The 11,001-nt window shown below is 45.5% G+C and carries 11 protein-coding genes and 2 pseudogenes; 5 read left to right on the forward strand and 8 right to left on the reverse strand.

Features of this window, described 5'->3' with window-relative positions:
• Positions 1-157: 157 nt before the first annotated feature.
• Positions 158-757: pseudogene (locus V6C93_RS25615) on the reverse strand (serine/threonine protein kinase); the annotation flags it as partial.
• Positions 672-1,070, reverse strand: a complete 399-nt coding sequence (locus V6C93_RS25620) for a hypothetical protein (RefSeq protein WP_333479497.1) — start codon at positions 1,068-1,070, stop codon at positions 672-674. The gene V6C93_RS25620 and the pseudogene V6C93_RS25615, both read right to left, overlap by 86 nt.
• Before the next feature lie 167 nt (positions 1,071-1,237).
• Here V6C93_RS25620 and V6C93_RS25625 point away from each other — a divergent pair, with 167 nt between their 5' ends.
• The 3 genes from V6C93_RS25625 (at position 1,238) to V6C93_RS25635 (ending at position 4,978) form a co-directional block, all read left to right on the forward strand.
• A complete protein-coding gene (locus V6C93_RS25625; protein ID WP_333479498.1) occupies positions 1,238-2,713 on the forward strand; it encodes an adenylate/guanylate cyclase domain-containing protein in 1,476 nt (491 codons plus the stop codon).
• Between the two features lie 130 nt (positions 2,714-2,843).
• On the forward strand, positions 2,844-3,551 hold the full coding sequence (locus V6C93_RS25630) for an SDR family oxidoreductase (protein WP_333479499.1): 708 nt from the start codon (positions 2,844-2,846) through the stop codon (positions 3,549-3,551).
• A gap of 197 nt (positions 3,552-3,748) precedes the next feature.
• Entirely contained in the window at positions 3,749-4,978 is a 1,230-nt protein-coding gene (locus V6C93_RS25635; RefSeq protein ID WP_333479500.1) for a transposase, read from the forward strand.
• A 731-nt stretch (positions 4,979-5,709) separates the two neighbouring features.
• Here V6C93_RS25635 and infC read toward each other — a convergent pair.
• Positions 5,710-6,201 carry a translation initiation factor IF-3 gene (gene infC, locus V6C93_RS25640; protein ID WP_333479507.1) on the reverse strand — a complete coding sequence of 164 codons (492 nt, stop codon included), beginning with the start codon at positions 6,199-6,201 and terminating at the stop codon, positions 5,710-5,712.
• Positions 6,177-6,416 (reverse strand): hypothetical protein, encoded by a 240-nt coding sequence (locus tag V6C93_RS25645; protein WP_333479501.1) that lies wholly within the window; start codon positions 6,414-6,416, stop codon positions 6,177-6,179. The genes infC and V6C93_RS25645 overlap by 25 nt, the downstream gene beginning before the upstream one ends.
• Here V6C93_RS25645 and V6C93_RS25650 point away from each other — a divergent pair.
• Together V6C93_RS25650 and V6C93_RS25655 are read left to right on the forward strand one after the other, a co-directional pair.
• Positions 6,404-7,384, forward strand: coding sequence for an aldo/keto reductase (locus tag V6C93_RS25650; RefSeq protein WP_349262841.1), 981 nt, complete (start codon positions 6,404-6,406; stop codon positions 7,382-7,384). The genes V6C93_RS25645 and V6C93_RS25650 overlap by 13 nt on opposite strands.
• A gap of 70 nt (positions 7,385-7,454) precedes the next feature.
• Complete coding sequence (locus V6C93_RS25655; protein WP_333479503.1) at positions 7,455-8,090, forward strand: dihydrofolate reductase family protein; 636 nt, start codon at positions 7,455-7,457, stop codon at positions 8,088-8,090.
• Between the two features lie 134 nt (positions 8,091-8,224).
• Here the strand turns inward: V6C93_RS25655 and V6C93_RS25660 are convergent, their stop codons facing one another.
• The 4 genes and pseudogenes from V6C93_RS25660 to V6C93_RS25675 form a co-directional block, all read right to left on the reverse strand.
• Entirely contained in the window at positions 8,225-8,596 is a 372-nt protein-coding gene (locus tag V6C93_RS25660) for a translation initiation factor (protein ID WP_333479504.1), read from the reverse strand.
• A 45-nt stretch (positions 8,597-8,641) separates the two neighbouring features.
• Positions 8,642-9,790 (reverse strand): sulfate ABC transporter substrate-binding protein, encoded by a 1,149-nt coding sequence (locus V6C93_RS25665; protein ID WP_333479505.1) that lies wholly within the window; start codon positions 9,788-9,790, stop codon positions 8,642-8,644.
• An 85-nt stretch (positions 9,791-9,875) separates the two neighbouring features.
• Positions 9,876-10,685: a phosphate ABC transporter ATP-binding protein PstB gene (pstB, locus tag V6C93_RS25670; protein ID WP_333479506.1), complete on the reverse strand. Its 810-nt coding sequence runs from the start codon at positions 10,683-10,685 to the stop codon at positions 9,876-9,878.
• 108 nt (positions 10,686-10,793) lie between these two features.
• Positions 10,794-11,001, reverse strand: a pseudogene (locus V6C93_RS25675) (phosphate ABC transporter, permease protein PstA); the annotation flags it as partial.

The following is an 11,001-nucleotide window of genomic DNA, read 5'->3' on the forward strand; positions in this document are numbered from 1 at the left end:
TGCCTGAATACTACCTGAAAAACTGCTCTAGTTATCCGATGGAGGTGGAGTACAGGCTAAAGACCAGGAGCCGGATGCTTTGAAAGTTGCACGTCCGGTACTGCGAGGGGGAAAATACGCAAGTATCTACCTATCTCGACACTGAGTATTTAACGCCAAAGAAAGTAACACCGAGAGAGTAGAAATCGGTACGGTAGTCAATTCCTCGGTTCATCCGTCCTGTTTGCTCTGGAGAGATGTAAGCGAGGGTTCCTTCCAAGCCGTTGAGATGGGTTAGCTGTTGTTGCTCTTTGGGCAGCAAACTGGAGATGCTGAAGTCAATAAGCTTAACTTGCCGAGTTTCGGGGTGAATCAGGATGTTGCTGGGCTTAATGTCTTTGTGGATAATGCGCTGCTCGATGAGGTAATGCAGAGCTTGGGCTAGTTGAATGGCAATGTTTAAAAACTCTGTCAACGAACGGGTTGACACTTGCCAATAGTCTGAAAGAGCGATCGCGCCGTCATCGGGCATCACCAAGGCATAACCATTACCGTAGCGTTCCAGGGCGAGAGGTTGAACAATCGTAGGGTGTTTCAGATGACGGGTGATGACAGATTGATTGCGGAACTGGACGATCTCATTAAAGTTAGGGTGGGGGTTGCGGAGAACTTTGATGATGACGGGGTGGCGATCAATAGCTCGGATAGCGCGATAGACGAAGGTGCGGGTTCCGGCATAGAGTTGGTCGGTCTCTTGATACTGGGGGAGATTGAGCATCATCATCACTAGGAATAGAGCTAAACAGTAGAGGCTGCTTATTTTTCCCTTTATTATGCCGATAATTCGTAGGAAATAGGATAGAGTGCGCGAAATCCCTGCCAATCAATCGCAATACCGATATTAAAGTGAGCATGGTTGCGATCGCTCTGCCTAAGGGCAAATCATGTGGCTTTTGATACCAATTTTCCTCATATCGCGGTAGCAACTGGCGAATGCCGCTATCAAAATCAGCCGTATTCGCAAAAACTTCTCCGGGGAATATCTCCTTAGGTTGTGCTGCTGAGGTTTGAGGATACTGAGTATCAGCCAAATGAACTGTGGGATTAGTACTTACTTCAGCTTGGAGATAACGACTACGATGGATATCGTATCGAATTTAATTCAAAAGTAACTTAATCAAATTGCCGTATTTTTACGGAGTTGTCAGGGAAGCATTGAAGTATTTAAAACAGATAGCTATCTCTATTGGTGGATGTCATGCACCAGTTTATTGCTCAAACCTTGGCGGCATTTAGCAGAGTATTCTACAAGCGGACTATTCTGATTTTGACGCTCCTATTGTGTGCCGGAGTCGCGGGGTCTTCGGTGCATATGTATAGTTTCTCGATGAATCTGGTGCGATCACAAGCCCTTCAGAATGCACGGGTGTATGCGCGATCAATTAACGAAGCACGCACGCTCTACAGCGACGCGGCAGTTAATCGGATCAAAGCAGCTCAAGGAATTCACGGAATCACCTTCACTGATGACTACACCGCCAGAGAGGGAGCCATTCCCGTACCAGCGACCTACTTAATAGAACTCGGTAATCGTCTTAGTCAGAAGAATCAGGGAATGTTAGTCCGACTTTATAGTGACTTCCCCTTTCCCCATCGACGCAAGGAGGGCGGGCCTAGAGATAAGTTTGAGCGGGAGGCACTCCAGCACTTAAGGCAACATCCTGAGCAGCAGTTTTTTCGAGTTGAAAAGTTCCAAGGTCGTCAATCATTACGATATGCCCAGGCAGATATCCTCAAGCCCAGTTGTATCGGTTGCCACAATACTTCACCTGACAGCCCGAAAAAGGACTGGAAAGTCGGGGATGTGCGAGGAATTCTAGAGATTACCGCTCCCCTAGATAGTTTCATGGCTAAGACTAACCAGGGTCTACGAGAAAATTTCGCCATGTTAGCTTTCCTATCGGTGTTAGGGCTATCTGGGATAACTCTGGTGATTGGCAGGCTACGTCAAACTTCAAAAGAGTTAGAGCATCGTGTCAGGGAACGCACGGCTCAATTGCAGAAGACCAATGAGCAATTGTCAATAGAACAGGAAAAGTCTGAGCGTTTATTGCTCAATATCTTACCTGAGCCGATCGCCGAGCAGTTGAAGGAGGGACACAGAAATATTGCCAATGGCTTTGCCGAGGCAACCATTCTGTTTGCAGATATTGTAGGGTTTACAAACCTCTCAGAACGAATTTCCCCGACACAACTGGTCAATTTGCTCAACGAGATATTCTCAGCCTTCGATAAATTGAGTGACGAGTATGGTTTAGAGAAAATCAAGACCATTGGGGACGCTTATATGGTAGTGGGGGGCATCCCCAATGCTCGCATCGACCACGCAGAAGCGATTGCCGCAATGGCGATCGGTATGCAACAGGAAGTAAGGAATTTCAATGCCAAGCATAATGCAGAACTTAGTATCCGCATCGGTATCAATACTGGCCCTGTAGTGGCCGGAGTAATCGGTACGAAAAAATTCATTTATGACCTGTGGGGTGACGCAGTGAATACCGCCAGTCGGATGGAATCTCATAGTCTACCTGGGTGTATTCAAGTCACGGAATCAACCTATCAGTCCTTACGAGATAAGTATCTGTTTGAGGAGCGAGGCATCATTAAGGTGAAAGGTAAGGGAGAGATGATGACTTATTTCCTCAAAGGTAAAAGAGTTGAGCAATTAGTATGAGGATGGTGTGTTAACGAAGAGTAATACCCCCTACACCTTGATATACGGGAGTTATCAGTTGGGTTAAATATGAAATCAATTCATTCCTTATTCTGAGAAGATAGGAAAATATGATTGTAAGGAACTGAACATGACAGATGAGTCCTACATTTTTTTAGCCGGTGCCAGTCGGGGCGTGGGTCGAGAAATTGCGAAATGTTTGACGGAACAAGGTAAGAAAGTCAAAGCGTTGCTGCGATCGCCACTTCAGGCGGTCTCTTCCGGGCAATCACAAGATTCGCGTGCGGAGCTAGAAGCGATGAGAGTTAAATCCGTAATGGGAGATGCCTTGGATGCGGCGGCTGTTGAACAAGCCATGCTGGGAGATGAACCGATTTATGCCGTCATCAGCACTATTGGGGGTTTACCCAAAGATGGCGAACGAGCAGACTATTTGGGTAATAAAAATTTAATCGATGCGGCAGTGAAAGCAGGAGTGAAAAAGTTCATCCTGGTTTCTTCTATTGGGAGTGGAGAGAGTGTTGTTGCAATACCACCGCAAGCGCTGGAAACATTGAAACCTGTCTTGATCGAAAAAGAGCAGGCAGAGAAACATTTAATTGCAAGTGGGCTGATTTACACGGTAATTCGACCTGGTGGGTTAAAGTCAGAACCTCCGACTGGGACTGGTGTGCTGACAGAAGACTACAAAGTCGCTGGATCAATTCACCGTGCCGATGTTGCGCAGTTGGTGTGCCAGTGTTTGGATTCTGATGCGGCGAATAATAAAATTCTTTCCGCCGTTGACCGAACGCAGATGTATGGTAACCCGGAGTTTGAGATACTGACGCTCAATTAAGTTTAACTCTGGACACTGCATCAGTTCATATAAATTTTTAGCTTTCTTCCGTGATTCATCCCACGTCTGACCCGTAAGGGCAGCGTGGGATGAATCACGGTCAGGATGGTTGTAAGGTAAACGACCTATTTTTTCCGAAAAGAATAGCAGTAAATATTGTATACTTTCTGTAGGTCGATAAACAGAAAAACAGGTCAATGAGAACAGCATATCAGTACCGATTACGCCCAACAAAACAACAGGCAACTGAGATAGATAGGTGGCTATCAATGCTATGCGCTCAGTACAATTACTTGTTGGCTGATAGGTTCAACTGGTACGAACAAAATCGCTCGTCTGTTAACGCTTGTCCACTTGTTTGTCATTTACCAGAGCTTCGAGACAATCCCGACTATTACAGTCAAAAGAAAACGTTACCACAACTTAAGAAAACTCATCCTTGGTACGGCGAGATTTACTCACAAGTCCTTCAGGATGTAGTTAAGCGAGTCAGGGTAACATTCGACAGATTCTTGAAGGGTGATAGTAATGGCAAACGTAGTGGTAAACCTCGGTTTAAGGCTCGTAACCGTTATCGCACTTTCACCTATCCTCAGATGAAAGAGGGTTGTTTACAGGGCAATCTGATTAACTTGCCGATGTTTGGAAAGGTCAAGGTTGTCCTACATCGCCCTATTCCTGATGGGTTTAAAATCAAAACCGCATCTGTTACCAAGAAAGCTGATAGTTACTACCTCACGCTTTCCCTGGAAGACAAAACTGTTCCAGAAATTAAGCCAGACTTCAACCCTATGAAAATCACTGAAATTGATGTAGGGCTGAAGGAATTCTTGACAACTTCCGAGAGTGAAACGGTTGCTATTCCTCAACACTACCGCTCATCTCAAAAACGTTTACGGGTTATCCAGAAACGGGTATCACGTCGCAAGAAGGGAAGCAACGGTAGACTTAAGGCTATTAAGCAACTGAGCAAGCAACACAAGAAAGTTGCAGATAAACGCAAGGATTTTCACTTTAAGACAGCTAATTATCTGCTATCAAAATATGACGTAGTGGCTCATGAAGAGTTAAACGTCAAAGGACTAGCTCGTACTCGATTGGCTAAATCGGTGTTGGATGCTGGGTGGTCAAACTTCCTGTCGATACTAACAAACAAAGCCGAAAACGCTGGTTTTTTGGTAGTACCAGTGAGTGCCCATAATACCTCACAAAATTGTTCCAATTGTGCGTCGAAAGTACCGAAGAAGCTGCATATTCGTTGGCATGACTGCCCTCATTGTGGGTGTAGTTTGGACAGAGATCATAATGCAGCAATAAACATAAGAAATAGAGCGGTAGGGCAGTCCGTTCTTAAAGCCAAGAGTCTCCTAAGCGATAGCCGGATTGTCTTGGAAGCCTACACCGTACCTGTACTCAGGTCGGTGTAGGAGCTGTCACAACAGTTGCTGTATTAAGCGTTCAATTCAACTCTGTAAGTAATAGGTAATCGTTAGAACTTCTCCTATTACACATATCCATAACACCGTGAGTGTTAAAGCGGATATGATATCGCCTCTTGGGTTGAGCCAATTCATGCACATATAGCAATCCTAAATGAGAGCCAAACGCATACGTGTTGAAACCAGGTTCATACAAAGAGCCTAGCACCGAGTGTTCGTCAATCAATCCATCCAATAGGATTGCTATAGATTATTTGTCCTGGACAAATACTAGGCGCGTCTTTGATTAGAAGGCTTGCTCACAAAGCGTAACCAAGTCGCTAGCATCGCGACTGAAAAAGTGCAGGCACAAGCGAAAGTGAAGAATGTTTCAATGGGTGACATAAGGGTATCCAGCTTCTTGAAATGAACGAATAAGTTGTACTCTTAATTCTTATATCAGCCGCGCTAAATACCTATCAGGATGGTTGACTCGATCAGAATTATTTAAATTAATTAACGCATATCCCACACAGAATGTACTACTTATTAGACATCTCCGAAAAAGAATCTGAAACCCTTATCCTGTCTTGGTAAAAACCTAATTTCTGGAGATGTCTATTGAGTAGCAAGTTATTTATCCAAAAAGACTTGGTGCATTTTTTTATTCGGAGACACCATAAGAAGTCCCCGGATTCTGCTACTTTGCATCCGGGGACTTCCCGCGAAGAAATTTAAATCTAGGCTGGAATGACCTGAACAATCAGTGAGCGTTTATCCAAGGACTGAACTTTTCCAGCTTGACCGATGTCAGCTACAATGCGGTCAAGCAGTTCTGAGGCACGCTCGCGATGTTGGTGTTCTCGACCCCTTAACCGAATCTGAAACTTAACTGAATCGCCCTTACCCAACCACTGAACAGCTCTATCGATGCGTAAGCTATAGTCAGACTCGCCCACGTTGGGACGGAGCTGAACTTCCTTCATCGTTGGTTTAGCGCTCTGGCGATGGCGCTTCTTCTGCTGGTACTGATGCTTGCCGTGGTCTAAAATCTTAGCCACCGGAGTATCCTTACTCTCGGAAACGACGACAAGGTCAAGTCCTACACTCTCAGCGAGTTGCAGTGCCTCGCGGGTAGAGGTTAAACCACGATTGTTGTTTTCGTGGTCAATCAAAAGCACTTGAGGAGACTTGATTTGGTAGTTAATCAGTTGTTTAGAAGCGATAGTGATATCCTCTTAAATTCAATATTGTATTTAGCCCACACTACTAGGGTAGCGCACCATTGACAAACTAACATCTCCCAAAGTGTGGGATATATCAGTGGCGATCGCACTAGCACGCTGCCAAGCCAATCAGCGATCGCAAAGTAAGGAATAGGTTGAGCAAACAAACCCATCAACCCTAAATTGAGGTTATAACACGAGAGTGAACATGCAGATGACACAAAAACTCTTCCTCCCGACTATGGGGTGCGGGACTTGGGCATGGGGCAACCGACTGCTTTGGGGATATGACGAAAGCATGGATGACCAGTTGCAAGCGGTCTTCAACCTTTGTGTCACCAACGGCGTGACTTTATTTGATACAGGCGATTCCTACGGAACGGGGAAATTAAATGGGCGCAGCGAACAACTCCTAGGACAATTCTCTAGGGACTATGTGGGTTCAAATCAAGAAAATATTTGCATTGCAACCAAGCTAGCGGCTTATCCGTGGAGATTAACCCGCCAGTCAATGGTGTCAGCTTGCGCCTCGTCTGCCAAGCGTCTGGGAAGGAACGTAGATTTGGTGCAAATGCACTGGTCTACTGCAAACTACGCTCCCTGGCAGGAGGCGGCACTCTTGCAGGGTCTTGCCGACCTTTATGAGCAAGGGTCGGTTAAGGGAGTAGGCTTATCCAATTATGGGCCGAAGCGTCTCAAATGGGTGCATCAAAAGTTTAGCGATCGCGGCGTTCCTATTGCCACCCTGCAAGTTCAGTACTCCCTGCTATCCACCTACCCTGTCACCCAACTTGGACTCAAAGACGTTTGTGATGAGCTTGGGATAAAACTGATTGCCTACAGCCCTCTTGTATTGGGACTGTTAACCGGAAAATACTCCGAGAAAGGCCCTTTTCCCAAAGGCATCCGAGGTCTGCTGTTTAGGCAGCTATTGCCAGGTATTCGTCCGCTTTTGGACTGTTTAGGAGCGATCGCCCAATCTAGGAACAAGACTATATCGCAGGTTGCCATCAACTGGTGCATCTGTAAAGGAACCATTCCCATCCCTGGCGCGAAAAGTGTAGAACAGGCGAAGGAGAATATTGGTGCTTTGGGCTGGCAACTCGACTCCAATGAGGTTGCCGAACTCGATCGCGCTGCCGCAAGTGTAGACAAATCAATGGTTCAGAACATCTTTCAGACGAAGTAAACCCTCTGATTGAGCATTCTGATTGAAAGCGCTCACGTAGGGAAATCATCTCTTCAGGTGAACCGACTAGATGAGGGCTAACTTGAACATCTCTCCTAGGATGGGAATTGCTAATTTCGGAACTGACTCTTCTATTGGTTATCAGACTCGTGCCATGCGTAAAGTTGTACTATTCATTGCATCCAGCTTAGACGGTTACATTGCGCGTCCGTCCGGTGACATTGACTGGTTATTTACAGACCAAGATTACGGCTATTCAGAATTCTTCGCTAGTGTTGATACTGTAATTATGGGCCGGAAGACTTACGAGCAAGTTCTTACTTTCGGTGAGTATCCCTACCAAGGCGTGAAAAGCTATGTGTTTACCAAGAATCCCTACTTCCAAGCCGATAACAAGGTTAAGCTGGTAAAGGAAGACACTAAGAAGTTTGTCGATGATTTGCGTCAGGCGGATGGAAAGAATATTTGGTTAGTTGGAGGCTCTCGATTGACTCATGACTTCATGGACAAGAATCTGGTAGATGAGCTTATTCTATCCATACACCCCATTGTCTTAGGTGAAGGAATTCCACTATTTGCTAACCCAATAACGCCTCAATCTTTGAATCTGATTAAATGCCAAACCTATAATTCGGGTCTTGTTCAGCTATCTTATAATATTGGGGCAGCACCTAACGCCGAGTCTCGCGGTGCTAGTTTCCCTTAAGATTCTCTAATCAAAAGCCACTCTAGAAGAAAGTATTAAGTATTTTTACTTGCTATTTCCGCTAGTTATTTACTTGCACTAGTCACAGCAGCCTGTGTGACAGTTGAGGGTGTGGAATGTGGGTTGTTTAACAATTAGCCACCACTAATCTTTGCTTTATAACCCAACTGAGTCAGCAGTGGAACCAGTTTCTGAGCGTGGTCGCCCTGAATTTCCAGCGTATTATCCTTCACAGTGCCCCCACTACCGCACTGAGTTTTGAGTTGTTTCAACAGCTTTTCTAACGTTTCTGGTGTTGTTTGAAAGCCGCTAATGACGGTTACAGTTTTTCCCTTGCGCCCCTTACGGGAAGCTTGTACTCTCAAATCTTGCTGATTGGGAGGTAAATCCTGAGCCGCTCGTTCAAAGGCAGCCGGCTTACTGCCGGAACCAAACTCTTGGTATACAACACGATTTTCAGAAGACTGAGAGTCAGAAGATTTGCGGTTTGATTTTGATGAGGCCATGTCTTTTATTATGGCAGATGACAGTTAATCGAACGTTGAAGCCCCTTAAGCTTTCTTCGCTGACTGAATTTTATCAAACGTTGCCCCATCGACGAAGAACTGCTTGTGAACCATATCCCAACCTCCCAAATCTTGAACGGTGAAGAGCGTTTTGACTTGAGGATAGTTGGATACCACTTCTGCTACCACACTAGGGTTAACGGGACGGTATCCTAACTTAGCGAATTCTTGTTGGGCTTCTGTTGAGTAAAGAAAATCGACAAATGCTTCTGCAACTTCTCTGGTGCCGTGTTTATCGACGTTTTTGTCTACCACTGCAACAGGATTGTCAATGGAAATGTTAACGTCGGGTATTACATAAGGCAGTTTCTGACCGTTCTTTCCGGCCAAAATTATTTCGTTTTCGTAGTTAATCAAGACATCTCCCTGATTTTGCTGGAAAAAGAGTTCGCTAGCTTCGCGTGCATCTTTTGTTAATACGGGGGCATTTTTATAGACTTTGGTGGTGTAGTCCAGAGCTTGACCCTCGTCACCCCCTGCTTGGGTCACAGAACCCCACAAACCTAAGAATGCCCAAATCGCAATACCAGACGTTTTGGGGTTAGCGGCAATGACCTTAACGTCATCTTTTGCCAGGTCTGCCCAAGTATTAATGCCTTTGGGATTGCCAGGGCGGGTAACAAGAGCAGCAACCGACCGAGTCACAACACCGCTTTTGGGAGATTCTCTTTCCCAACCGGGTTGAATTAAACCGGCTTGCTCAATTTTGGTGATGTCAAAGGGGAGTGACAGGTGTACCACATCTGCTTCTTGCGAAGCATCGATCACGGCACGGGTTTGAGCCTCCGACCCAGCGTAGCTCTGCTCGAAAGTAACATTTTGGTTATGTTCTTTCTTCCACTTTTCGACGAATTTGGGAATAATTTGGTCGTGAGCGGCTTTGGTAACCGAGAAGGAAACGAGTTTTAGCTTTACATCAGGTTTGGGAGCTAAGGTGGCATTGCTTCCAGAGCAGGCAGCGATCGCGACGCTCAAGCTAATTCCGACCAAAAACAGGTAAACAAACCTCGACAACGAATGTCTGTTTAACCACCTTCCTATCGGTTGTTGGCACCCCTGTTGAATAGCCTGTAATGCTTTAACGACATTAGTCTGAACTTGCGCGATCGCGCCTATTGCTAGTTTGGTTCGCATGGCTGTGTTCGATAATACCAAATCTGCAAACGTCTAGATTCATCCCAAAAGATAAACCCAAATCAAAAATCTCAAATGGCTGGACTCAACCAAACCGACCACTGATATAAGCTTCAGCTTCTTTAGTCTGAGGAGAACTAAAAATTTGCCCGGTAGGACTGAACTCGACTAATTTTCCCCGACGCTTGCCACTCTCATCGGTTTCCGTGTTGAAAAATGCAGTCCAATCGGATACTCGCGAAGCTTGCTGCATGTTGTGGGTCACCATAATGATGGTGTATTGGTGTTTCAGCTGGTGACAAAGTTCTTCTATTTGCTGAGTTGAAATGGGATCGAGGGCAGAACAAGGCTCATCCATTAAAAGAACATCGGGCTTCATCGCGATCGCTCGGGCAATGCAAAGCCGTTGCTGTTGCCCTCCAGATAAAGCCGTGCCCTTTTCTTTCAGCTTGTCCTTCACCTCCTCCCAAAGTGCAGCTTGCCGGAGCGATCGCTCTACCAAGTCATCCGTATTACCCTTATAACCATTGGTCCGCGGGCCAAATGCAATATTTTCGTAAATCGACTTGGGAAAAGGGTTCGGTTTCTGGAATACCATGCCCACCTGACGCCGCAATTTTACCGGATTAATTTTGTCGTCGTAAATGTTTTTACCCTGGTAATTGAGTTCGCCTTCAACTCTTGCTCCAGTAATTAAATCGTTCATCCGGTTGAAGCAGCGGAGAAAGGTACTTTTTCCACATCCTGAAGGGCCAATGAAAGCTACGATTTCCTTGTCAGGAATTGCTACATTGACTTCCTGAAGAGCCATGAAATTACCGTAGTAAACCTTGACTCCTTTAGCGTTAAAAACGGCATTATCTTGCTTATTTTTGGATGTTGTGTTAGAGCGCATAGCTTATATTTTCTGAGTGGATGTTAAAGTTAGGCGTGAAAATTCAAAATGCAGGAGGAGTGAGAAGCAATTTGCTGGCTCTAGCTTCAAGTCCCCCAAATCTTACTTTTATCTCAACCTAGAAAAGCGTTGCCGAATGTAGATTGCTGTGCCATTCAACAGCAAAATCAACAACAATAAAACAATGATTGTCGCTGCGGCTGCATTAGCAAACCCCGGTTCGGGACGAGTAATGTAGGTGTAGATTTGAATGGGCAAGGCCATAAAGCGCTGAAACAAACCAGGATTGAACGTAAGAAAGCTCACAGCTCCAATC

The sequence above is a fragment of the Allocoleopsis sp. genome (genome assembly GCF_036703385.1).
Taxonomy (GTDB): domain Bacteria; phylum Cyanobacteriota; class Cyanobacteriia; order Cyanobacteriales; family Coleofasciculaceae; genus Allocoleopsis.

Excerpts from the sequence above, each read along its gene's own strand:
- V6C93_RS25625 (WP_333479498.1), top strand. The coding sequence starts at position 1,238 with ATGCACCAGTTTATTGCTCAAACCTTGGCGGCATTTAGCAGAGTATTC.
- V6C93_RS25630 (WP_333479499.1), top strand. The coding sequence starts at position 2,844 with ATGACAGATGAGTCCTACATTTTTTTAGCCGGTGCCAGTCGGGGCGTG.
- V6C93_RS25635 (WP_333479500.1), top strand. The coding sequence starts at position 3,749 with ATGAGAACAGCATATCAGTACCGATTACGCCCAACAAAACAACAGGCA.
- V6C93_RS25650 (WP_349262841.1), top strand. The coding sequence starts at position 6,404 with ATGCAGATGACACAAAAACTCTTCCTCCCGACTATGGGGTGCGGGACT.
- V6C93_RS25655 (WP_333479503.1), top strand. The coding sequence starts at position 7,455 with ATGAGGGCTAACTTGAACATCTCTCCTAGGATGGGAATTGCTAATTTC.
- V6C93_RS25660 (WP_333479504.1), bottom strand. The coding sequence starts at position 8,596 with ATGGCCTCATCAAAATCAAACCGCAAATCTTCTGACTCTCAGTCTTCT.
- V6C93_RS25665 (WP_333479505.1), bottom strand. The coding sequence starts at position 9,790 with ATGCGAACCAAACTAGCAATAGGCGCGATCGCGCAAGTTCAGACTAAT.
- pstB (WP_333479506.1), bottom strand. The coding sequence starts at position 10,685 with ATGCGCTCTAACACAACATCCAAAAATAAGCAAGATAATGCCGTTTTT.